At 52.3% G+C, this 21,527-nt stretch carries 24 protein-coding genes; 8 read left to right on the top strand and 16 right to left on the bottom strand.

Going from position 1 to position 21,527, the window contains the following annotated elements; genetic code table 11:
* The first annotated feature begins 63 nt into the window (after positions 1 to 63).
* Positions 64 to 2,205 carry an ATP-dependent DNA helicase RecG gene (gene recG / locus GOB58_RS07940; RefSeq protein WP_173559857.1) on the top strand — a complete coding sequence of 714 codons (2,142 nt, stop codon included), beginning with the start codon at positions 64 to 66 and terminating at the stop codon, positions 2,203 to 2,205.
* A 114-nt stretch (positions 2,206 to 2,319) separates the two neighbouring features.
* Positions 2,320 to 3,078, top strand: a complete 759-nt coding sequence (locus GOB58_RS07935; protein ID WP_173559856.1) for a hypothetical protein — start codon at positions 2,320 to 2,322, stop codon at positions 3,076 to 3,078.
* On the opposite strand, the gene GOB58_RS07930 is transcribed toward GOB58_RS07935, so the two are convergent.
* The 5 genes from GOB58_RS07930 to GOB58_RS07910 are packed head-to-tail and all read right to left on the bottom strand — an operon-like array spanning position 3,075 to position 6,178.
* Entirely contained in the window at positions 3,075 to 3,680 is a 606-nt protein-coding gene (locus GOB58_RS07930) for a thiamine phosphate synthase (protein ID WP_173559855.1), read from the bottom strand. The two genes, GOB58_RS07935 and GOB58_RS07930, sit on opposite strands and share 4 nt — an antisense overlap.
* On the bottom strand, positions 3,677 to 4,453 hold the full coding sequence (locus GOB58_RS07925) for a thiazole synthase (RefSeq protein ID WP_086554142.1): 777 nt from the start codon (positions 4,451 to 4,453) through the stop codon (positions 3,677 to 3,679). Before GOB58_RS07925 ends, GOB58_RS07930 begins: the two co-directional genes overlap by 4 nt.
* Positions 4,454 to 4,456: 3 nt before the next feature.
* Positions 4,457 to 4,654 (bottom strand): sulfur carrier protein ThiS, encoded by a 198-nt coding sequence (thiS, locus tag GOB58_RS07920; protein WP_086554141.1) that lies wholly within the window; start codon positions 4,652 to 4,654, stop codon positions 4,457 to 4,459.
* A 39-nt stretch (positions 4,655 to 4,693) separates the two neighbouring features.
* On the bottom strand, positions 4,694 to 5,671 hold the full coding sequence (gene thiO / locus GOB58_RS07915; RefSeq protein WP_173559854.1) for a glycine oxidase ThiO: 978 nt from the start codon (positions 5,669 to 5,671) through the stop codon (positions 4,694 to 4,696).
* Positions 5,672 to 5,701: 30 nt separating this feature from the next.
* Positions 5,702 to 6,178, bottom strand: coding sequence for a DUF3429 domain-containing protein (locus GOB58_RS07910; RefSeq protein ID WP_086554139.1), 477 nt, complete (start codon positions 6,176 to 6,178; stop codon positions 5,702 to 5,704).
* Positions 6,179 to 6,360: 182 nt separating this feature from the next.
* Between GOB58_RS07910 and eno the strand changes: the two genes are divergently transcribed.
* Entirely contained in the window at positions 6,361 to 7,638 is a 1,278-nt protein-coding gene (gene eno / locus GOB58_RS07905) for a phosphopyruvate hydratase (RefSeq protein WP_173559853.1), read from the top strand.
* 155 nt (positions 7,639 to 7,793) lie between these two features.
* Positions 7,794 to 8,123: an FtsB family cell division protein gene (locus GOB58_RS07900; protein WP_086554137.1), complete on the top strand. Its 330-nt coding sequence runs from the start codon at positions 7,794 to 7,796 to the stop codon at positions 8,121 to 8,123.
* 140 nt (positions 8,124 to 8,263) lie between these two features.
* Here GOB58_RS07900 and rpmG read toward each other — a convergent pair whose 3' ends face one another.
* Positions 8,264 to 8,431 (bottom strand): 50S ribosomal protein L33, encoded by a 168-nt coding sequence (gene rpmG / locus GOB58_RS07895; RefSeq protein WP_086554136.1) that lies wholly within the window; start codon positions 8,429 to 8,431, stop codon positions 8,264 to 8,266.
* Positions 8,432 to 8,499: 68 nt separating this feature from the next.
* On the opposite strand from rpmG, the gene GOB58_RS07890 reads away from it, so the two are divergent.
* Positions 8,500 to 9,774 carry a molybdopterin molybdotransferase MoeA gene (locus GOB58_RS07890; protein WP_173559852.1) on the top strand — a complete coding sequence of 425 codons (1,275 nt, stop codon included), beginning with the start codon at positions 8,500 to 8,502 and terminating at the stop codon, positions 9,772 to 9,774.
* Positions 9,775 to 9,776: 2 nt separating this feature from the next.
* Here the strand turns inward: GOB58_RS07890 and bioD are convergent, their stop codons facing one another.
* From bioD to GOB58_RS07875, 3 genes are read right to left on the bottom strand one after another with little or no spacing between them, the layout of a single operon-like run.
* Positions 9,777 to 11,177 carry a dethiobiotin synthase gene (gene bioD / locus GOB58_RS07885; RefSeq protein WP_173559851.1) on the bottom strand — a complete coding sequence of 467 codons (1,401 nt, stop codon included), beginning with the start codon at positions 11,175 to 11,177 and terminating at the stop codon, positions 9,777 to 9,779.
* Positions 11,178 to 11,183: 6 nt separating this feature from the next.
* Positions 11,184 to 11,876, bottom strand: coding sequence for an alpha/beta fold hydrolase (locus GOB58_RS07880; RefSeq protein ID WP_173559850.1), 693 nt, complete (start codon positions 11,874 to 11,876; stop codon positions 11,184 to 11,186).
* On the bottom strand, positions 11,873 to 13,060 hold the full coding sequence (locus GOB58_RS07875; protein ID WP_173559849.1) for an aminotransferase class I/II-fold pyridoxal phosphate-dependent enzyme: 1,188 nt from the start codon (positions 13,058 to 13,060) through the stop codon (positions 11,873 to 11,875). Before GOB58_RS07875 ends, GOB58_RS07880 begins: the two co-directional genes overlap by 4 nt.
* A gap of 63 nt (positions 13,061 to 13,123) precedes the next feature.
* On the opposite strand from GOB58_RS07875, the gene GOB58_RS07870 reads away from it, so the two are divergent.
* On the top strand, positions 13,124 to 14,410 hold the full coding sequence (locus GOB58_RS07870) for an adenosylmethionine--8-amino-7-oxononanoate transaminase (protein WP_173559848.1): 1,287 nt from the start codon (positions 13,124 to 13,126) through the stop codon (positions 14,408 to 14,410).
* 22 nt (positions 14,411 to 14,432) lie between these two features.
* On the opposite strand, the gene GOB58_RS07865 is transcribed toward GOB58_RS07870, so the two are convergent.
* From GOB58_RS07865 to GOB58_RS07840, 6 genes are all read right to left on the bottom strand, one after another.
* Positions 14,433 to 14,882, bottom strand: a complete 450-nt coding sequence (locus tag GOB58_RS07865) for a molybdenum cofactor biosynthesis protein MoaE (protein ID WP_407651740.1) — start codon at positions 14,880 to 14,882, stop codon at positions 14,433 to 14,435.
* A 7-nt stretch (positions 14,883 to 14,889) separates the two neighbouring features.
* Positions 14,890 to 15,150, bottom strand: coding sequence for a molybdopterin converting factor subunit 1 (gene moaD, locus GOB58_RS07860; RefSeq protein ID WP_086554230.1), 261 nt, complete (start codon positions 15,148 to 15,150; stop codon positions 14,890 to 14,892).
* A 41-nt stretch (positions 15,151 to 15,191) separates the two neighbouring features.
* Positions 15,192 to 15,704, bottom strand: coding sequence for a hypothetical protein (locus GOB58_RS07855; protein ID WP_233133310.1), 513 nt, complete (start codon positions 15,702 to 15,704; stop codon positions 15,192 to 15,194).
* A gap of 112 nt (positions 15,705 to 15,816) precedes the next feature.
* Positions 15,817 to 16,386 (bottom strand): CDP-diacylglycerol--glycerol-3-phosphate 3-phosphatidyltransferase, encoded by a 570-nt coding sequence (gene pgsA, locus GOB58_RS07850; RefSeq protein WP_086554130.1) that lies wholly within the window; start codon positions 16,384 to 16,386, stop codon positions 15,817 to 15,819.
* A 97-nt stretch (positions 16,387 to 16,483) separates the two neighbouring features.
* On the bottom strand, positions 16,484 to 18,397 hold the full coding sequence (uvrC, locus tag GOB58_RS07845) for an excinuclease ABC subunit UvrC (protein ID WP_173559847.1): 1,914 nt from the start codon (positions 18,395 to 18,397) through the stop codon (positions 16,484 to 16,486).
* Positions 18,398 to 18,669: 272 nt separating this feature from the next.
* Positions 18,670 to 19,740: a dipeptidase gene (locus GOB58_RS07840; RefSeq protein ID WP_173559846.1), complete on the bottom strand. Its 1,071-nt coding sequence runs from the start codon at positions 19,738 to 19,740 to the stop codon at positions 18,670 to 18,672.
* 126 nt (positions 19,741 to 19,866) lie between these two features.
* On the opposite strand from GOB58_RS07840, the gene xth reads away from it, so the two are divergent.
* Positions 19,867 to 20,661 (top strand): exodeoxyribonuclease III, encoded by a 795-nt coding sequence (xth, locus tag GOB58_RS07835; protein ID WP_173559845.1) that lies wholly within the window; start codon positions 19,867 to 19,869, stop codon positions 20,659 to 20,661.
* Positions 20,662 to 20,725: 64 nt separating this feature from the next.
* Positions 20,726 to 20,974: a hypothetical protein gene (locus tag GOB58_RS07830; protein WP_173559844.1), complete on the top strand. Its 249-nt coding sequence runs from the start codon at positions 20,726 to 20,728 to the stop codon at positions 20,972 to 20,974.
* A gap of 31 nt (positions 20,975 to 21,005) precedes the next feature.
* On the opposite strand, the gene GOB58_RS07825 is transcribed toward GOB58_RS07830, so the two are convergent.
* Complete coding sequence (locus tag GOB58_RS07825) at positions 21,006 to 21,410, bottom strand: DUF6691 family protein (protein ID WP_173559843.1); 405 nt, start codon at positions 21,408 to 21,410, stop codon at positions 21,006 to 21,008.
* Positions 21,411 to 21,527: the final 117 nt, after the last annotated feature.

The following is a 21,527-nucleotide window of genomic DNA, read 5'->3' as shown; positions in this document are numbered from 1 at the left end:
TGATGTCCTATAGCGTTGGCAGTTCCATCTGTCAGCTGCCCAGCAAAGGCCTGAGTTTCTCCGGTGTCCAGTCCTGTCCCTGTCATAACTGAGTCTTCTCACGCATCTGTCAGCACGACAAGACTTGCCCCCTTACTGGCTCCGCCTGAAAGCCTGTCTGGCGTCAGTGCTGCACGCGGCAAGCTTATAAGACGTATCGCCAGAGGTTCGCGGGTCATCGACCTTTTGTTCTGCCTGCCCGACAGCATTACAGACCGCCGCCTTGCCCCGCCGCTGGCAGAAATAAAACCAGACAACATTGTCACAGTAACAGGCACTATCAAAACCATACGCGCACCGACTCCGCGCACCCGCCAGCCATGGCGTGTTACCCTGTATGACGGGACCGGCGTGCTTGAGGTCGCCTTCTTCTCTCCCTGGCAGGCGAAACAGATTGCTGAGGGGGAGGATATTGTCGTCTCAGGTAAAGCTGAATTCTTTCATGATAAGCTCTGCATTTCAGCTCCGGACTATGTTTTGCCGGCCCGTTCTGCCGGGCGCATTCCACGTCTTGACCCTGTCTGGCCACTTACAGCAGGCCTGTTCAGCGGGCAGGTCAGACAGGCCATGGTACATGCGCTCTCACTGATACCTGAAGGCCTGCCTGAATGGCATGAAACCAGTCTGATTTCATCACACCACTGGCCTGATTTCATCACCGCACTGAATCAGGTCCATTTTCCTGACAACATTCCTGGTAGTGAAAGCGGTGACGCATGGCGCAAGCAATATGCGCTTGCCCGCGCACGCCTGGCCTGTGACGAACTGCTGGCTGACCAGCTGGCAACACGTATCGCACAACGCGCCTCTCAGCACAGGCCTGGTCGTATCATTAAAGGAACCGGGATTTTACAAAAACAGGCCCTGGAAACTTTTGGTCATGCACTAACCCCGGGGCAAAGCAAAGTACTCAGCGAAATAGAGCATGATATGGCGGCTCCGCACCGCATGAATCGCCTGCTCCAGGGCGATGTCGGCGCGGGTAAGACACTGGTTGCCCTGCTGGCCATGCTCAGAGCTGTCGAGGCCGGGGCGCAGGCAGCCCTGATGGCCCCCACTGAAATTCTGGCACGGCAGCATGCGAAAACTTTTAGCAGGCTGACATCCGTTCCGGTTGCCTATCTTTCTGGTTCAGTCAAAGGCAAAGCCCGCAAAACAGTGCTGCAAAGCATTGCTGACGGATCGGCTCCTCTGGCAGTTGGCACGCATGCACTGATGCAGGAGGGAGTATCTTTTTCTGACCTGGCTCTGGCTGTTGTTGATGAACAACATCGCTTTGGTGTTGAGCAACGCCTTGCCCTGGTTGAAAAAGGTCATGAGGCTGACATGCTGGTCATGACCGCCACACCCATTCCCCGCACACTTCTGCTGACACGCTTTGGTGACATGCAGACAAGCCGGCTTGAAGGCAAACCGGCAGGCCGTAAACCTGTACGGACATCTCTGCACAGCATCAGCACAATGCCTGATATCCTTGATGCTCTTGAACGTGCACTGGCAAAAAAGGCACAGATTTTCTGGGTTTGCCCGCTCGTAAGCGAGAGTGAAGCCCTCGATATCGCCGCAGCCGAGGCACGCCACGCAGAGCTGAGCGCACGTTTTGGCCCGCACACCGGCCTGGCCCATGGGCAGCAGGACACTGCGGTGCGCGAAAAAGAGCTGGATGAATTTGCCCGGGGCAATACCCGTTTGCTGGTTGCTACGACAGTCATTGAGGTGGGCGTCGATATACCGGCGGCAACAATTATGGTTATTGAACATGCTGAACGCTTTGGGCTTGCTCAGCTACACCAGCTGCGCGGGCGCGTTGGGCGTGGCAGCGAAGCCTCTTACTGCCTCATGCTGCACGATGATAAGCTCGGCCTGACAGCACGCCGGCGCCTGAACTGTCTGCGTGACACAGAAGATGGGTTTATCATTGCCAACGAAGATTTTCGCCTGCGTGGCGGAGGGGATGCCACAGGGCACCGCCAGTCAGGCCTGCCTGAATACCGCATAGCTCAGGAAGATCTGTTCGATGAACTGCTTGACCTGGCACATAAAGAAGCCGGTTATTTATTTAAACGCTGCGCCTCTGAGCATCAGGCGTCACTCTCCCCTCCGCTTAATATTCTGTTGACGTTATTCAATAAAGCAGATGCCGCACGCCTCTTTTCCGGAGGGTAAACCAGGGCATTGTCAGGACAACACATGAAAAACATGCTTTGCAAACAGGCCAGAGTATTTTGCATCCATATATCAATGGCTGCGGCGTGTTGTTTTAACACGCAGGCAGCCACAATGCCCTCTCTGAAACTTAAAGCTCAGCCCGATTTTGCGAAAAATATCAACAACTTCCCTCTACCGGCTGAAAATAATGCAGTTCTGGATAAAATACGAAAAGATATCATTCTCAACGACAAAACATTCAAAGAGAGCCTTCTTAGCTGCCGCGAAGAATCTGGAACAGGTGCTGATAACTGGTTTCGTAATATATCAGTCACCATGGCTGGCCCTCGTTATCTCAGTTATGTCGTTTTTGAAAACTCAACCTGCGAGTGGGCACCTGAGTTTGAGTATAATCAGTATTCTCTCGTTTATGACTTAAAAACCGGAGAACGCGTGGACTGGTTCGCAGTCCTGCCCAAAAACCTAATTGGCAACAAACCCCAAAATTATAAAACAACAGACAGGTCTATCAGATCGACACAGAGCACTCTCAAAATACTGGCACTCTTTAAAACACAGTATATCAAGGAGATGGATGATACAGAAAACGAATGTTGCGACTGCCTTAATATAAGAACTAATTACTGGGATAAACAGTCAAAAAAAATAGCTCCGTTTTCCTTTTTACTATGGCTGAACGCGAAAGAACATAGCCTTACTTTAGTGCTCCAGGATAATCTTCCTGCTCATGAGATGCGCGAATGCGGCACGGCCTCGGTTAATGTAACGCTCAATATGCTAAAACAAAATGGCGTTTCCCGCGACTTTCTCAACACCCTCAAAAATGCGACAGCCGTGCCAGAAAAGTTCAGAAACGCAGCTGCAGATTAAGCGCCGGCTTCAGTCAGCCAGCGTTTAATCTGCCCCTCCGGGTCAGCATGCTGTGTAAATGCCGACACCGCAGCAACACTGTCAGCACCGGCATCAAGACAAGGCTTAAGCCCCTCAAACGCCACCCCGCCAATAGCAACAAGTGGCAGGTCACCGATCAGCTTCTTCCACTCAGTCAGCTTTGCAACACCCTGAGGACCAAAAGCCATTTTCTTCAGGCGTGTTGGCCAGATCGGGCCAAGAGCCACATAATCAGGTTTAAATGACAGGGCACGGTCAAGCTCTTCGTGGCTGTGTGTACTCAGTCCAAAACGAATACCCGCCTTACGTACAGCCGCGAGGTCGGCTGTATCCAGATCCTCCTGCCCAAGGTGTATATAGTCTATCCCCTCTTCGAGTGCGATCTGCCAGTAATCATTCAACACCAGGCAAACACCATGAGTCCGGGCAAAAATATGCGCCTGACGAATCTCCTCACGCAGCGCCTCACCCTCCAGCTCTTTTACGCGCAGCTGAATGAAACGGGCACCTGCTCCGCCCAGACGATCAACCCAGCGGGCGGTGTCAACAACAGGATATATTTTTTGAGGAAGTCCGCTCACGACAGCATAGCCTTTCCGATAACAGGGGTTGAGGGAACAGCCATATCACGTTCTTCCATCGGGTCGGCCTCACGTGCCAGCACGCCGGCCTCTACCGCCAGGCTGAAAGCACGGGCCATCGTGACCGGATCTCCGGCACCGGCAATGGCAGTGTTAATCATCACAGCATCATAGCCCAGTTCCATCGCACGCAATGCGTGAGAAGGCACACCAATACCCGCATCAACGACAAGAGGAACACCAGGGAAATGGGCACGCAGGGCACGCAGGCCAAACACGTTATTTAACCCCTTACCCGAACCGATAGGCGCCCCCCATGGCATCAACACTTCGCAGCCGGCAGCCATCAGCTTTTCAGCGACGATCAGATCTTCTGTCGTGTAGGGGAAAACCTTAAACCCATCTTCTGACAGGATACGGGCCGCTTCAACCAGGCCGAACACATCAGGCTGAAGTGTGTCAGGCTCGCCAATCACTTCAAGCTTGATCCACTCTGTATTAAAAACTTCGCGGGCCATATGCGCGGTAGTTACTGCTTCCTTAACGGTATAACACCCGGCCGTGTTAGGCAGCACAGACACATTAAGATCACGAATGAGCGACCAGAAGGACTGACCTGCCTGCTCTCCCGCTGACTCGCGTCGCAGTGAAACAGTCACAAGACCAGGCAAAGCTGCCTGCACTGCCTCACGCAGGATCTCAGGAGACGGATACTGCGCCGTGCCCATCATCAGTGGTGAGCGTAAAGAAACCCCATAAAATTCCGCTGACATTTACTATCCTCCCTGCATCGGGGCGACAATTTCAATGCGCGCCCCCTCATGCAAAGCTGTCTCACCACGGCGGGCCAGCGGTATAAACCCTCCGTTCAGTGCTGTCGCAATACGTGCCCCGCCATACCCCAGCTCTTCAACCAGGGCCGCAAGTGTGGTGGCCCGCACATCATGCGCTTCATCATTAACCATAATTTTCATGGTCATTCTCCCTGCGAGCGTATCTCACTCAGTTCGCAGTCATCCGCCTGCATTGCCAAAAATCAGATCTGCGGCCTCACCCGCTTTTGCCGGAGAAAGCAAAAAGCCATGCCGGTACATGCCGTTAACAAAAACCTTATGCCCTTCTTGCACAACCTGGGGCACATTGTCAGGGAAAGAAGGACGAACACCTGTTCCCATTTCAACAATCTCAGCCTCAGCAAAAGCCGGATGCAGGGTCCAGGCCGCATTGAGCAGCTCCGTCACAGACCGGACGGTCATCGCCCCGGCATTTTCACTTTCTATCATCGTCGCTCCCACCATAAAAATATGGTCAGCACGCGGCACGATATAAACCGGGATACGCGGGTGCAGCATACGCACCGGACGATGTAGCGTAACATCAGGGCAGCGCAGCAAAAGCATCTCACCTCTGACACCACGCAACTCAGACAACTCTGTGCGGCCCTGCAGACCAGTGCAGTCAACGACCCAGTCAAAATCAGCACTATCGGGCGCTTTTTCTGACGCATGCACCATAGTTCCTCCCTGTTGCAGGAGGGAACTCAGGAGTGCAGGCAGCGCTTTGCGGGGGTCAACATGCCCTTCCTGCTCAAAAAACAGGCCCTTATGAAAACGACCGGCCAGATCAGGCTCAAGCGCCGCAATTTTTTTACCATCTATCATCTCGCAATGCGATGTGCGGCGGGCAAAACGTGCAAGCTCCCCGACATCACGCGGGGGAGCCAGTACAAGGCTGCCTGCTCTGGTCACGTCAGGCACGTGTGTGGCCCACCAGTCAACAGAAGCGACTGACTGCGCTGTAACCTCCGGCGGGGCAGATTCACCCTCACACCAGGGTGCAAGCATGCCGCCAGCCATCCATGAAGCTCCGGCCCCGACACGCCCGCTCTGATCGTAAACAGTAACCAGCCCGCCACGCTCAGCCAGTGTGACAGCTGTCACCATACCTGCCACACCGGCACCTCTGACCAGAATACGCGGCTTACCCTGCATATTTTATCTCCCCGCAACGCCGGCTCATAATCAAAACAAACGTGCCATCAGCACAACAAGCAGACAACTCTCCATAACAGCAACAGCTATCCAGCGCAGCCCCATATACCCGCGCGGCAGCATCCCGCGGCGCCAGCCTGCCCGCTCAGCAAGCCCCTGCAGAGGCACAGCAACAGCCAGAAGAGCAACAGCCATAACAGCTGACCACATAAAGGCGAGACAGATTGCAAGCCAGGCAAGAGCCGCAGGTATTACCCCCAGCAGCAGACGCACGACATCGCGCGATTCAGCCCCTGCTACCAGAATAGCCCGGTCTGTCTCAAGTGAAAGCCCCCACTGCACTGCCCCCCAGAAAGCCAGACAAATCGCGCCATAAGATACAAAGGCCATAAGCAGATTCGTTACCGGCACACCGGAATTAAAGAACACTATACAGCCGGCACTGAACACGAAAGGCAGCAAGCCCGCTATTGTCAGACCACCTGCGATCACAGATGTTTTTTTCATAAATTGCTATTTCACCTTTTTTGATACGCTTTTACGACAAGAGACAGGTTGACAGAGAAGCCCAACAGGAGGCCACTAGGCAACAGGCCGATGGCCCCTTCGTGTTTTTGAGACACTAAACAACAAAACAGGACCATCGCAGCCGGAGCGCTCTCTGGCTATAAGCAACGGGAATAAAAAACATGAGTGTCATTGCAGATATCGTAGCACGTGAAATTCTTGACAGCCGTGGTAACCCCACTGTTGAGGTTGATGTAGAACTCGCCTCTGGCATAGTTGGCCGGGCTGCTGTTCCGTCAGGTGCCTCAACCGGTGCACATGAGGCGGTTGAACTCAGAGATGGCGACAAAAAACGCTTTGGCGGCAAAGGCGTTCTGAAAGCCATCGAAAATATTGAAAGCGAAATCCTGCCCACACTTCAGGGTTTCGAATCGTCAGAGCAGATCGACATTGATAATGCGATGATCGACCTTGATGGCACACCCAATAAAAGCCGCCTGGGCGCCAATGCGATTCTTGGTGTCTCCCTTGCTGTTGCAAAAGCTTCAGCAGCTGAGCTGGGTGTACCACTCTACCGCTATGTAGGGGGCGTTTTTGCTCACACTCTGCCTGTGCCAATGATGAACATCGTCAACGGCGGTGAGCATGCAGACAACCCCATCGATATTCAGGAATTTATGATCCAGCCCGTTGGCGCACCAACTGTCGCTGATGGTATTCGCTGGGGATCAGAAATTTTTACCCAGCTGAAAAAAGCTCTTAAAGATGCCGGTCATAACACAAATGTCGGTGATGAAGGCGGTTTTGCTCCGGCTCTGAAGTCAGCAGACGAAGCACTGACCTTCATTTCCCGCGCGGTGGAGGCTGCTGGCTACCGCCCTGGTGAAGACATTACCTTCGCGCTCGACTGTGCCTCGACCGAATTTTATCGCGATGGCCGCTATGACATGAAGGGCGAAGGGAAGGTTTTCGATTCTGCCCAGATGGTCGCTTACCTGGAAGATCTGACAAAACGCTACCCTATCGTTTCTATCGAAGATGGCCTGGCGGAAGATGACTGGGAAGGCTGGAGCCTGCTGACCAGCACACTTGGCAAAAAAGTTCAGCTGGTTGGTGACGATTTGTTTGTAACCAACCCCGAGCGTCTGCGTCGTGGCATTGAGACTGGTGTTGGCAACTCTATTCTCATCAAAGTGAATCAGATTGGCACACTGACTGAAACACTTCAGGCCATCGAAATGGCACATAAAGCAGGCTACACTGCGGTTATGAGCCATCGCTCCGGCGAGACTGAAGACTCTATCATTGCTGATCTGGCAGTCGCGACCAACTGTGGGCAGATTAAAACAGGCTCCCTCTCCCGCTCTGACCGCACAGCTAAATATAACCAGCTGATTCGCATTGAGCAGCAGCTGGCAACGGCTGCGCAATATGCAGGGCAGACTATTCTGAAGCGCTAAAATTATCTCATCTGGTACCGCTGGCTTAGCCACGGTACCAGAGCCGCTGCATTTTATGGCAAACAAGCTTACAAAAAGTTCAAAATTCCTGGCACAGGTGGCCAGTAATAGCTTACACTGACGTAACAGGTTAAACAGCAGGAAAGAATATCAACGTGAATCTGGGCCGCATGATAAGGCGCACCGTCCGCGCTGTTGTTCCTCCGCTGGTTTTCTTAAGCATTGCCGGCTATTTTGGCTGGAACGCCACACAGGGCGACCACGGCACCAGAGCGTATAAAGAGCAGCTTGTGCTGCTGGACCAGGCAAAACAGGCTCAGCTTAACGCCACGGCAGAACAAGCCGCATGGCGCCGGCGTGTTAATGACCTGCGCGATCATTCACTCGACAAAGACATGCTGGATGAACGGGCGCGGGCTATGCTCAACCTGGCGAACAAAAATGATATTGTCATACCTTATGACAGGCATGATCCGCTTTTTTAAAACAGCGGAGACTCTTTTTCCTGAAAAGTGCCGGGAGCTGCCTGCCTTGCCCCTGCGGCAGACTGATCCCGCCCCCAAACAAAAACGGCGCCCGTAAGGACGCCGAGTCTGCTGTAATACTGTTTTAAAGAAAAAACAGATTACTTAATTTTTGCTTCGCGAAAAACGACGTGCTTGCGAGCAACCGGGTCGTATTTCTTGAGTTCCATTTTACCGGTGTGCGCACGAGCATTTTTTCTCGTAACGTAGAAATAACCGGTATCCGCCGTGGAAACGAGACGAATTTTGATAACGTTTGTCTTAGCCATAACTTCCTCAGCTGAGCATCATGGGTTAACCGGACACGATGTCCAGCTAGTATTCAATTCGACGCAAAATGCGCATACTAACGCCAAAGGTCAAGTATTCTTGCTGCATAGATATGCACAGAAGAGCCAAAAGGAGCAAAAAAATGCTGGATGTGGCAGTTGCGCGCGCCAGAATTCTCGAAAAAATCTCTCCCTGCGGCCCTGAAACCGTCTCTCTCGCTGACGCAACAGGGCGCATCCTGGTTGAACCGGTGGTCGCCCGTCTGTCTAACCCCCCTGTTTCGGTCTCTGCAATGGATGGGTATGCCGCCCGGACAGAAGACGCCATAAAGGGCGCAGTACTCACGGTTACCGGTGAAGCACCAGCAGGCCACCCCACCACGCAACACATTGCCCCTGGCACCTGTATTCGTGTTTTTACCGGCAGCCAAATACCTGCCGGGACAAGCACAATCATCTTGCAGGAGAATGTAATACGTGAAGGCGAATCTATCTCGCTGCAAACCAGCAGCGACGAACAGCAGTTTATTCGCAGGCAGGGAAAAGATTTTCAGAAAGGGCAAACCCTGCTTAGTGCCGGTAAACGACTGACTGCCCGTGACATCGGCCTGGCAGCAGCCGCTGGTTACACATGGCTCAGCGTTGCACAGCGCCCGCGCGTAGGCATTCTCTCTACCGGAGATGAACTCACCCTGCCAGGTGACCCGACACAACCCGATTCGATTGTGAACTCAGCTGCTTTTATGGTGTCAGGCCTGCTCAGAACCGTCGGAGCTGAACCTGTTATTCTGCCTATCGCACGAGACAACCATACAGCTCTGGCTTCTGCTCTGGCGCATACAACGCGCTTTGATCTCTTCATTACCATTGGTGGCGCCAGTGTTGGCACATATGACATTGTGCAGGACGCTCTGAAAGCTCACGGTCTCTCCCTCGACTTCTGGAAGATTGCTATGCGCCCGGGCAAACCGCTGATGTCAGGGCAAATTCAGGGAACACCCATCATTGGTCTGCCAGGCAACCCGGTTGCGGCTATGGTCTGCTCGGTTATTTTTGTAGCCCCTGCCGTGCACGCCCTTATGGGGCAGCCCGTCTCAGCTGACATTGAAAGTGAAAATGCGATTCTGGGGGCTGACGTCAGGCAGAACGATCACCGGCAGGATTTTCTTCGCTGCACACTGGTCAAGAAGCCTGAAAGCGATCTGCCTGTTGCAGTACCCTTTGACTCGCAGGATTCGGCACAGCTCTGCATCCTCTCCCAAAGCGATGCCCTGTTATTGCGCGCCCCGGGGGCACCACTGGCACAAGCCGGAACCCCCTGCAGGATCATACGCCTCCCCTGATTTCAGAAGGGAGACACATCACTCCAGGAGGGTAACTTCCTGGAGGCTTCAGCAACAGTTTCAGTCGAAACAACCGACTGATGCGGCACCTGTGCCAGAATGCGCACACGCCCTTTTTCTTCGATCACACGGCAATTATCTTCATCCGGTGGCCCGTTAAGCACAACACCGGCTATTGCAACACCACGGTTTCTTAAGGCCTCAAGTGTCAGCAACGTGTGGTTAAGTGTACCCAGGCCACTGCGCGCCACAACGACAACGGGCAAAGCCCAGCGAACAATCAGATCACAGATCATAAGCCTGTCTGTCACCGGCACCATAAGCCCGCCGGCACCTTCGACAACCAGTGGACGATCATTCTCTGCCTGGGGGAGAACAAGGCTGTCAGGGTCAATCTCTGCGCCTTCAGCACGGGCTGCAGCTTCGGGAGACAACGAAGCCTGAAATGCCCCGACAGAAGGCAGGCAGGAGGCGGCATCTGCCCCGGCAAGCTCCGTGACAGTCAATGTGTCACCTGGTTCATCTGCCAGGCCGCTTTGCAGCGGTTTCCAGTAAAGTGCTGACCAGGCTTTTACGAGGCAGGCAGAGATAAATGTTTTTCCTACCCCGGTATCTGTACCGGTTACAAACACACCGGCACGTACGGGCCGCTGAAAACAGCCATAAGCAATATGCCACGAGATGGCACAGCCTCCGCCCTCAAAACGGTTCATAGCCTGACGCAATGCAGCGGGCTGCAACGGCTTATAACCCGCAACAGGAACGCAGGCACCGGTCTGGCTCAGATGATGTAAAAAGGCTCTTGCGCTGTTAAAGGGCTGAATATAACAGGCCCCCTCCCAGCTGCCGGCACATAAAGCCGGCCTGCATGACTGCAGCGCTGCCAGAGTGGGGTAATCAGGTGTCCCCACTGAATGTTCAGATGTACAGGCCTGCTGCCACTCTTCAAAAGTACCCTGTGTCAGCGTGGAAAAGAAGAGCCTGCCACCCGGCTTCAGCATCTTTTCAAGGTGCAGTAAAACAGCCTGCGGGTTATCCAGCCACTGAAACACCAGACTGCCGCAGATAATATCAAAAGACCCTTCGACATCAGGTGCCGCAGCATCCATCACATGACCAGTAACCCGCTCCCCAAGGCGCGCCTGCATACGCTGTACCATTTGCGGTGCAAAATCTGTCGCGATGATCTCTGCATCAGGCCAGTGCGCTGCGAGCAAAGTGGTCAGAAACCCGGTCCCGCACCCCAGTTCAAGAATCCGGGCTGGCTGATGTTGTGCCTGAGCTGTTTTGATACGCTCAAAAAGCTGCCGGGCAACATAGCGCTGCATGCTGGCGGCTTCATCATAGGCCTCAGCATGGTTAAAGCTCTGGCAGATACGATTCTGACGAGAAATTCCGGTCATTTTTATTCAGACTGCCTTACTGATAAAATTTTTAATGTGGTCTGCACAAAACGAGACATGTGTGACGGGTAGCATATGCCCACCATCTGACTGCCAGACGATTTCCGCTTCAGCGGGTACAGCATTTCGTGTCATGGCTGGGGGAACTATCGGGTCAACCCCACCGGCCAGAAGCAATAAATTTCTTTTACAGGCAATATACTGCATCTTCTCACGCACATCACCCTCAGCCAGCAGAGCAAGCCCTTCATCAAGCACATCAGCATTGCAGGAAATACCTTCAGGCACAGGCAGGCCACAGCGCGCCCTGAAGTTTTCTGCCACGTCATACGCATTACGTGTCAGACCTGCCCGCATACGGCTGAGAACACGTGGTGACACACCTGCGGCAAACCCTTCAGTCGCGCTAAAGCGCCCAAAAGCATTGATACCTACAAAACGGCTACCTTCAGGCCAGTCACGCTGTGAAAGCAGCCATAGCAAACCAAGTGAATGACCTGTCGCCAGTATGGGCTGATCGCCTGTTTTCTGCAAAAATTCAGCTGGATTCACACTGCCATTTTGCGGTGATGGTTCAAAATATCCCAGGTCAACACGACAAACTCCGTCCCAGCCAAGCTGCTGCTGCAAAGGTGCCCATATCTCAGGCCCACAGGCCCAGCCATGCACAAAAACAGGTTTGAGACCCTGTATACTCATTGCATGCTCTTCCATGCTGTAACCAGGCAATGGGCCAGTGCATCAATCTGCGGCTCTGTATGGTTGCCATGTATCACAATCCGCAGGCGGCAGGCGCCGGGCGGCACCGTTGGCGGGCGAATCGCTACGGTCAGAAACCCCGCTTCTTCCATCAGCTGCGCAAGACGCAAAGCTGTTTGCTCACGTCCCACTACAACAGGGACAATCTGCGTTGACGACGGCCCCGTCTCCAGGCCTGCTGCGGCAACATGCTGGCGCAAACGTTCAGAGAGAGCGGCAACTTTGCATCTTACCTCTTCAGTTTCAGGCTCAGTCAGCAGATCAAGAGCCGCATCCGCCGCCCCAAGCACCATGGGAGATGGTGCTGTGGAGTAAATATAGCCTGACCCGCTCGTCCGCAGCCACTGGCACACAGCCGACGACGAGCAGACAAAAGCTCCCATCGTACCCAGTGCTTTGCTGAATGTGCCAATAACCATATCTGCATGCCCGTCAGACAGGCCTTTTCCGTTATGGCCAAGAATACCAGTGGCATGTGCCTCATCAACACACAAAAAAGCATTATGGGCCCGGCATACGTTTCCGAGCGCGGCAAGGTCCGCACGGTCGCCATCCATGCTAAATACACTCTCAGTCAGCACAATTTTCATACCCGCGGCATCGGCATGTTTTTCTAAAAGTGTGGCAAGATGCTTCAGGTCATTATGACGAAAACGAATCGGCACGATACCGGCGGCAGCGCAGCCCTGATACAGGCTGGCATGAATCAGCTTATCTGCCAGAATGACAGGCTGCGCCCCTGTTGCTGTCACGCAAAGACGCACAAGGGCCGGAACAAGAGTAGCATTTGCCTGCCAGCCTGATGAGAAAATACAGGCGGCCTCCATCCCTTTCAGAGTGGCAAGGCGTTGCTCAAGCCTGAGTGCGCCCGAGCAGGTGCCACTGACCAGGCGCGAAGCACCTGAGCCTGCACCATAACGTGCTCCCCACTCAGCCGCGCGCTGGAGTAACAGCGGGTGCCTGCGTAACCCAAGATAGTCATTAGAAGAAAAATCAGCCAGAACAGTGCCGTCAGAGCGGATAAAATTATCACCCGAGGAATCAAGGCTGCGCTGGGTACGCAAGCGCCCCTGCTCTGCCAGTTTCTGAAGTCCCTGCTGGAAAAGAGAGTCAAACCGCGTCATGACACATCTGGTGCCGGAGCTGTGCGCCACGGTCAATCTATTTCAATCAGAAAGAATATCAGGATGCCTTCACAGCCAGACCCACTCACCCTATCACAGCCAGACTGGTATGAGCAGGGCCTGCCTCATATCTGGCTGCCATACTCTCAGATGAAAACGGCAGCTCCTCCACTGGCGGCTCACAGCACACAGGGCAGCACGATTACTCTGGCTGATGGCTCGACTCTGACAGACGGGGTTGCGGCCTGGTGGACAGCCTGCCACGGATATAACCACCCCTATATTCGTAAAGCTGTTGAAAAACAGCTCAGTACCATGCCTCACATTATGTTTGGCGGCACAGTACACAAACCGGCCCTGACGCTTGCACACCGGCTGAGCAATATGCTGCCAGGTGACCTTGAGCGTGTCTTTTTTACAGATTCAGGGTCAGTTGCTGTTGAAGTCGCTATGAAAATGGCCATTCAGTACCGCCTGAACAAAGGTGAGAACGGCCGCACGAAAATGCTTGCCTTTAAAGGCGGTTATCATGGTGACACCCTGGCAACGATGGCGGTCTGTGACCCTGAAGAAGGGATGCACCATCTGTATGGCTCAGTGCTGAGTGAGCATATTATCTCCCCTCTGCCAGTCGATGAAAAAAGTACAGCCCGGTTTTTATCTCTGCTCGAACAGCATGCCCACGAGATAACGGCCATTATTACCGAACCTCTGGTGCAGGGTGCCGGTGGCATGCTGTTTCATAGCCCTGATGTTTTGCGCCACATACGCAAAGCCGCCGATGATCATAATATCTTATTGATTTTAGATGAAATTTTTACAGGTTTTGGCCGCACAGGCACTATGTTTGCCTGCGAACAGGCTGATATCGTCCCTGATATTGTTACAGTCTCAAAAGCACTGACGGGCGGGACAATACCGCTGGCGGCCACGATAGCACAACGCCATGTTTATGAAGCTTTTTTGTCAGATAACCCTGAACATGCGCTGATGCATGGGCCAACATTTATGGCCAATCCGCTGGCCTGCGCCTGCGCTAATGCTTCACTCGACCTGTTTGAGCAGGAGCCTCGTCTGGCACAGGTTAATCATATCAATACAGTTCTCACTGAAGCTCTCGAGCCATGCAGAGCACTGCCTGGTGTCAAAGATGTAAGAACATTAGGCGCTATTGGCGTGGTGGAGCTGGAAAAAATTGAGAATGCCGATGCCCTGCGTACGAAATTTATTCAGGCGGGAGTATGGGTCAGGCCTTTTCGCAATATTGTCTATCTGACGCCGGCTTTTACAATCAGCGATGCTGAGCTTCTGACATTGACAGACGCCATCTATAAAGTTTTATCAAGCTGATTATAAAAGAAATTTTTAGCTTTCAGCTCCAGAAAGCTGCGGCCTCATCATCCGCAGCTTTAGCCTCAACCCAGACACGACGACCGTCTTTAAACTGCTCACACTTCCAGAATGGAGCACCGGTTTTCAGCTTATCAATTAAAAAAGCCGTTGCCTGAAGGGCTTCAGCCCGGTGTGCCGCAGCAGCCCCGACAAAAACAATCGGGGAACCTACACCCAGCGTACCAACCCTGTGAATAATTGTACAACCCGCGAGATGAAAACGCTCAAATGCTTCAGCACTCAGATTTTGAAGCATTTTTTCTGTCATGCCAGGATAATGTTCGAGTGTCAGACTTTGAAGGTCGCCTGCCGTGTCACGCACACAACCAACAAAAATACTTACACCACCAACATGATCAGATAACTCAGCAAGTCGGGTATATTCATGCCCGACATCAAAAGCTGCCTCCTGTACCACGACATGTTGCATCAGTTTTTCATCCACCCGTCATAGGAGGAAAAAAAGCAACTTCGTCGCCAGGTTTTACCGCCGTTGTAAAAGAAACAAGTGTCTGATTCAAAGCAGCCCGCAAACGTGGAGTTTCGGTCAGCACCGCCTTAACCTGAGGTTTTTTTTCACCGAGAAGAGTAATCAGACTTTGTATATCAAAGCCTGCCTGCGGCACGTCAATGATATCCTCTGCATACCCAAGCTGCTCGCGCAAAGACGCAAAGTATAAAACCTTAATCTTTGCCATTATAATAACTCCTGCTCTGCCAGTTTCACCATCATATATGATCAGTGAGTTGCAGCCGGAGCAGCTGAAGCTTTGATCGTATACACTGAGCCATCAGGACGAATGATGGTTACAGTGCCATCACCATTAGGAATTTGAATGGCGGAGGCATTGCTGCGTTTAGCACCAAACTTACTGGCGGCATCCGGCTCAGCATCCGGCAGCTTGGCACTGGGTGCAACTTTGCTGGATGTATCAAGATTGATTTCACCACCGTCCGGCAACATCTCATCAGCTGAAGAGGTCGCACCCAGAGCTGTGCCAATACGATCTTTCTCAACATCCTCAAGCGTTGGCATAGGCGATGGAGGACCAGGCCAGACGTTACCACCCTGTGTGAGAATGGGTGCTTCAGATGCACCATACCCTTTAACCCGACGCATATTCAGATCAGACCCTAAGGGAGCATTAGGATTAGCGCCCGGCAGTGTCGCAGTATCAGAAACAAATTTGCCGAACCCTGAGCACCCTGTAATCATCAGGCACCCTCCAAGAAGCATCACTTTTCGCATCATTTAAAGTTATTATCCTATATCAATTTTATACTGACGCTGACGCTTTGCTTCATGGCACAAACCGTATACCAGAATTTTTATTATAACCAACCTTTAGCAGGCAATATTCATACTATAATGATACGTGGCGCAGGCCGGTAATCAAATAAGCCCACCCGGTGATTAAAGTTAAAACTGCCGCAATCCACAACAAAACAGCACCAATCAGCGAAACAGGCACCCATGGCAAATGTAGCAAACCAGCTGTGCTGTCACCAGCCAGTAAAAAACCAATAGCAACCATCTGAAATGTTGTTTTCCACTTTGCCAGCTGTGTAACCGGCAGAGTTGCATCTCTCCCGGCAAGATACTCCCGCAGGCCGGAAACAAGAATTTCACGACACAGAATAACAATTGCAGGCCAGAGAGAATAATAAGGCAAGCGATCATAACCCGCCAGCACGAGTATGCTCGCCGTAACCAGCAGCTTATCGGCAATAGGGTCAAACATCCGTCCAAAATCTGACAGCTGCTGCATTGAGCGTGCCAGTTTACCGTCATAATAGTCTGTTATTCCTGCCAGAATGTAGACCAGGCAGGCCAGGGCATCGGTCAGAGGGGTACCCCAGGCGGCAAGAGCCACAACCACAGGAATGACCACAATACGCGAGAGGGTCAGAATATTTGGCAGATTGATCAACATTGTCAGGACACTAACCTATTTTTCATCAGGCTGAAACGCATTATACTCTGTATTCGGCAGTCATTTCTTAAAAATTTACTATATTTTTGCATCCGTCTTATGCCGGCAACCAGTCGGGATGAAAATACCCATAAACTACTCTGGCGACCTCTTTGCTGATACCGGGCACCGATTCTAACTCAGCTATACCAGCCTGCCTGACAGCACGAACAGAACCAAATACATTTAACAACGCTTTTTTTCTACCCGGACCGATACCTGGAACGTCATCAAGCTCAGAACGCACCAGAGCCTTTGAGCGCCCGGCCCGATGCGTTGTAATTGCAAAACGATGCGCCTCATCACGCAGGCGTTGCAGATAGTATAAAACAGGGTCACGTACATCGAGCTGAAAAGCAGGGCGCCCCTGCGTATAAAACCACTCCCGCCCGGCATCTCTGTCTGGCCCCTTAGCAATACCAGCCAGTGTTACGCCTGTTACACCCAGTTCATCAAGCACCCGTCTGACAGCTGAATATTGCCCTGCACCCCCATCAATGAGCAGCAGATCAGGCCAGTTTGAGCGATCCCCCTCCTCTGCCTCTTTTAAAGCACGACCGAAACGCCGTTCGAGAACCTCACGCATCATGGCAAAATCATCACCCGGTGTGACTGGTCCTTTAATCAGAAACTTACGATAGGCCCGCCGGTCAAAGCCTTCAGGGCCGCCAACTATCATCACACCATACGCATGCGAGCCCATAATATGGCTGTTATCATATACTTCGATACGCTGAGGGGGGCTGTCCATACCAAAAACAGCCGCAACGCCTTCGAGCAGCCTGGCCTGACCTGCACTTTCTGCCAGTTTGCGCCGCAGCGCATCTCGTGCGTTGGTCACAGCATGATCAAGAACCTGCTTTTTTTCACCCCGCTGAGGGTTGAGAATTTCAACCCTGCGGCTTTTTTGCAAAGATAATGCCTCTTCAAGCAATACCGATTCTTCAGGCAGAACACTCACCAGCAGCTGGCGAGGTGGCGGTTTATCTTCATAAAACTGCACAATAAAAGCTGACATCACATCTTCCGCACTCTGCTCCTGCACATGCGCGGGAAAGAACGATCTGCTCCCGTTATTGCGTCCACCACGCACAAAAAAGACCTGAATGCAGGTTAACCCACCCTCCTGCCAGATGCCCATCACATCCGCTTCCTCCAGGGAATGCGGATTTATGACCTGAGAATCCTGCATCTGAGCCAGGGCCCGCACACGGTCACGCAACACAGCAGCCCGCTCAAAATCCATATCATCTGAGGCCTGAAGCATCTGAGAGCTGATCTCCTCACGCAGTGTGACGTCCTTCCCGGACAGGAAGTCACGAGCCTGCCTGACCAGCTGTGCATAATGCCCTTCATCAATACGACCAACACAGGGAGCGGAGCATCGTTTGATCTGATAAAGCAGGCAGGCGCGCGTTCGGCTGTTAAAATCAGAATCAGAGCATGAGCGGAGCAAAAAAGCCCGCTGGAGCAGGTTAAGAGTCTGATTTACGGCCCAGGCAGAAGCAAACGGCCCCCATAAATCAGCACCTTTAACTGTTTTACCCCGGTATTTAGTAATTTGCGGAAAGGTATGATCACCGGTCATCATCAGCCACGGATAGCTTTTATCGTCTCGCAGCAGAATATTAAAACGGGGCTTCATCCGTTTGATATAATTGGCTTCAAGCAGCAAAGCTTCAGCCTCTGTGTGCGTGGTCACAATCTCCATCGCAACTGTTTCAGAGACCATACGGCGCAGGCGCTCTGGCAGACGCGCAGTGTGCGTATAAGACACAACACGCTTTTTCAGCGCGAGCGCCTTACCAACATATAAAACCTCACCTTTTGCGCCCAGCATACGATACACGCCTGGCGAGAGGGGCATGGTCCTGAGTGCCTCTCTGATAACCTCAACACCCCGAAGAGCGGCAGCAGATTGCTCCCCCGCGCTGTCAGGTGACGCAGGTTGCGAACAAACCTCTGATGACATCAGATACCCCTTCAGCATAATCATCCACAGATTGTGTGGATAACTTTGTGTATACTATGCTCACATCTTCAGAAAACCGCAGTTTTCTCACAACTTTCACATATTGCTCACTTTTTAATCACATATACTAACATATTGATATAAAAAGATTTTGTTTAATTCAACCTGAATACAGACAGAAAATGCAGGGCGATTACCTGATAAAACCTGTGTCAAGAGGCAATGTGGACAAATAAAATAAAAATTATAGCCCTGCACATTCTTTCTGATATTTAAACCTGAGAAGCGACTTCTTCAGCATTCTTCAGAACACGTAAAAAATTCCCACCCCAGAAAGCCGCAAGCTCACTGTGATCGTACCCGCGTCTGAGCAGCTCTGCCGTCAGCGTCGCGCTCTGAGCAGCGTTACTCCACCCGTCAATAGCTCCGCCGCCATCAAAGTCTGATGAAATGCCGACATATTCAGGGCCAAGCCGTTTTACGACATAATCTATATGATCCACAAAGTCAGAGACCCCTGCTGAATGACGGGCTTCTCCCTCTTTAGGTTTCAGAAAGGCCGGCATAGCCGTAATCTGAATAACGCCTCCGGTTTCTTTCAGCAGATCAAGCTGCTCATCATCCAGGTTGCGTGGATGATCACATAAAGTACGCACGCATGAATGCGTCGCAACAACCGGCACCAGGGAAGCACGGGCCGCCTGCATCATCGTTTTTTTAGACGCATGAGAAACATCAACCACAAGCCCTGTACGATTCATCACTCTGATCGCCTCGCGCCCGAGAGCAGAGAGGCCGCCATGATTTTCAGGCTTATCTCCCAGGCTGGGGCGATGCACTGCTGAGTCAGCCAGGTCGTTATGCCCATTATGTGTAAGCGTTACATACCGGGCTCCCTTTGCCCGAAAACGTATCAAAGCCTCCGGGTCTTCGCCCATCGTATAGCCGTTTTCAACAGCAGGAATAACAGCAATAGCCCCGGCAGCATAAGCTGCTGATATCTCATCGGTTGTTGAGCATACACGCGCTGTTACACCATTATGCGTGCCCTGCATCTGGTTGATCACATCAAGCATGGCCAGGCATTGCTCGTGCGCCCTTGCACGGCCCTCAGCATTCCTGGCCCCCTGGCCAATATATGCAACAAAACAACCGGCCGAAACACCACCCTGCTTCATCTTCGGCAGGTCAGCATGGCGGGCAGCTGTGTTCTCAAAGGCATCATTCTGGTCTGGCCAGGGAATGTCGATATGACTATCGAGAGTAAACAGCGTGTTATGCACAGCCTGCGCCTCGGGCGGCACGCTATGCTCATTCTTCTGAAAAGGCGATGAGTGCGTCATACTCCATGACATGGCGCGGGCTGAGAAGCTTAACAAGTGCCAAAACACTTATATGAGCCATTCAGCCGGTTCTTACACTAAAGAATTTTACTTGCTCTGGCTGACAGGATGCGTAATGGCTCTGACATGCGACTTATCACATGGAACATCAACTCCCTCCGCCTGCGCCTGCCTCATATTGAGACACTGACGCGCACTTTCTCGCCTGATGTCATCTGCCTGCAGGAGACAAAGGTGACTGACGAGCTCTTTCCCGCCTCTGCTGTGCGGGAGATGGGCTACACACACCTGCACTATAAAGGCATGAAAAGTTACAATGGCGTTGCTGTTCTTTCCCGTCTGCCGCTAACGCCGCTGGAAAACCTGCCTGATTGGTATGGCCAGCAGGACTGCCGACATGCAGTCGTCGCACTTGAGTTGCCAGGCGGGCCTGTAACCCTGCATAATTTTTATGTTCCGGCCGGTGGTGACATACCTGACACAACGGAAAACCCTAAATTTGCGCATAAACTTGCGTTTATTGAGGAAGTAACGGCGTGGTTTGCGCAACATCCTCCCTCTCGCAGCATCCTCACAGGCGACCTGAATATTGCGCCACTTGAACATGATGTCTGGAGCCACAAACAGCTGCAGAATGTTGTCAGCCACACCCCACCTGAAACAGAACGCCTGAATAAATGGCTGAATGGCGGCTTTACTGACGCCCTGCGCCACTTTGTGCCTGAAAACGAAAAACTTTACACTTGGTGGTCATATCGTAACCGGGACTGGAAAAAATCTAACCGCGGACGCAGGCTCGACCATATATGGGTAACCCCTGACCTGACACCAGCATTAGAAAGCATGACCGTGCTGCGTGACGCACGCGACTGGTCATCCCCCTCTGATCATGTACCTGTTATGCTCGACCTGAAACTTTAGAGTATATGGAGCGCAGATTTTATAACTTACCTTCCCGCTGTTTTTTCTATTATGGATGAAAATAATGGCTGAAATGACATGGCGTGACGCTATCATCAAGGTTCTTCAGGGTAGTAACTCTGCCATGTCGTATACTGAAATTACTGATTCTATAAATGCATTGCTCATTGAGAGGCTGGAGCCCCCGCAAAATCGCAAAAGAGGCGACGATTTTAACACTACAGAATTTTTACAGGTCAAAGATCCTCGAGTAGAGCACGAAGGGCTGCTTGCGCAATTAGGTGCCCTGCGTGAAAAAATTACCGGAAATTAAGCAAGGCATATTGCGTTTTGAGTGCAGGCCACTACTGCCTGCGCTCAGAAAGTAATTGTATTGCCTTCCACCCGACAAGAATACTCAGCACAAATAACACCGCCTGCGGGGCACCAAGCCCCAGTAACACCAGGGCAGGCCCTGGGCACACACCTGTCAGCCCCCACCCAAAACCAAAAATTACAGACCCGGCTATCAGTGCGACATCAGGCGGCCACCGAGCAGGCCATTGCAGCGCGCCCTCAGACCGACGACGCAGCCACCAGAAGCCTGGCAGTGTAACAGCCACGGCCCCTCCCATTACGTATGCCAGAAGCGGTGTCCACCGGCCGGCAACATCAAGGAAACCAGTTACATTCGCCGGATCAGCCATACCGGAAACCAGCAACCCGATGCCAAAAACCAAACCACTGATACAAGCAAACAGACTTTTCATATGCTTTAGGCTCAGGACCTGTTAATTTCTTGAAGTAAGCGAGAGATTGTGATTCACAGGCTTACCGATGGAGGATGAGCCTGTGAGTGATGTATTTTTACTGTCTGAGAGCCAGAT

The organism is Acetobacter thailandicus, from assembly GCF_011516655.1.
Lineage (GTDB): Bacteria > Pseudomonadota > Alphaproteobacteria > Acetobacterales > Acetobacteraceae > Acetobacter > Acetobacter thailandicus.
Note: the sequence above shows the minus strand (reverse complement) of the source record. Positions and strands in the feature narration are given on the sequence as shown.

Bases quoted from the DNA above. Each gene is read 5' to 3' on its own strand.
- GOB58_RS07910 (WP_086554139.1), bottom strand. From the start codon at position 6,178: ATGAAAAAAACATCTGTGATCGCAGGTGGTCTGACAATAGCGGGCTTG.
- bioD (WP_173559851.1), bottom strand. From the start codon at position 11,177: ATGACCGGAATTTCTCGTCAGAATCGTATCTGCCAGAGCTTTAACCAT.
- rpmG (WP_086554136.1), bottom strand. From the start codon at position 8,431: ATGGCTAAGACAAACGTTATCAAAATTCGTCTCGTTTCCACGGCGGAT.
- xth (WP_173559845.1), top strand. From the start codon at position 19,867: ATGCGACTTATCACATGGAACATCAACTCCCTCCGCCTGCGCCTGCCT.
- pgsA (WP_086554130.1), bottom strand. From the start codon at position 16,386: ATGTTGATCAATCTGCCAAATATTCTGACCCTCTCGCGTATTGTGGTC.
- eno (WP_173559853.1), top strand. From the start codon at position 6,361: ATGAGTGTCATTGCAGATATCGTAGCACGTGAAATTCTTGACAGCCGT.
- GOB58_RS07870 (WP_173559848.1), top strand. From the start codon at position 13,124: ATGCCTTCACAGCCAGACCCACTCACCCTATCACAGCCAGACTGGTAT.
- GOB58_RS07890 (WP_173559852.1), top strand. From the start codon at position 8,500: ATGCGCATACTAACGCCAAAGGTCAAGTATTCTTGCTGCATAGATATG.
- thiS (WP_086554141.1), bottom strand. From the start codon at position 4,654: ATGAAAATTATGGTTAATGATGAAGCGCATGATGTGCGGGCCACCACA.
- GOB58_RS07925 (WP_086554142.1), bottom strand. From the start codon at position 4,453: ATGTCAGCGGAATTTTATGGGGTTTCTTTACGCTCACCACTGATGATG.
- GOB58_RS07935 (WP_173559856.1), top strand. From the start codon at position 2,320: ATGCCCTCTCTGAAACTTAAAGCTCAGCCCGATTTTGCGAAAAATATC.
- GOB58_RS07865 (WP_407651740.1), bottom strand. From the start codon at position 14,882: ATGCAACATGTCGTGGTACAGGAGGCAGCTTTTGATGTCGGGCATGAA.
- GOB58_RS07855 (WP_233133310.1), bottom strand. From the start codon at position 15,704: ATGATGCGAAAAGTGATGCTTCTTGGAGGGTGCCTGATGATTACAGGG.
- GOB58_RS07875 (WP_173559849.1), bottom strand. From the start codon at position 13,060: ATGACGCGGTTTGACTCTCTTTTCCAGCAGGGACTTCAGAAACTGGCA.
- GOB58_RS07840 (WP_173559846.1), bottom strand. From the start codon at position 19,740: ATGACGCACTCATCGCCTTTTCAGAAGAATGAGCATAGCGTGCCGCCC.
- uvrC (WP_173559847.1), bottom strand. From the start codon at position 18,397: ATGTCATCAGAGGTTTGTTCGCAACCTGCGTCACCTGACAGCGCGGGG.
- thiO (WP_173559854.1), bottom strand. From the start codon at position 5,671: ATGCAGGGTAAGCCGCGTATTCTGGTCAGAGGTGCCGGTGTGGCAGGT.
- GOB58_RS07880 (WP_173559850.1), bottom strand. From the start codon at position 11,876: ATGAGTATACAGGGTCTCAAACCTGTTTTTGTGCATGGCTGGGCCTGT.
- moaD (WP_086554230.1), bottom strand. From the start codon at position 15,150: ATGGCAAAGATTAAGGTTTTATACTTTGCGTCTTTGCGCGAGCAGCTT.
- GOB58_RS07825 (WP_173559843.1), bottom strand. From the start codon at position 21,410: ATGAAAAGTCTGTTTGCTTGTATCAGTGGTTTGGTTTTTGGCATCGGG.
- GOB58_RS07830 (WP_173559844.1), top strand. From the start codon at position 20,726: ATGGCTGAAATGACATGGCGTGACGCTATCATCAAGGTTCTTCAGGGT.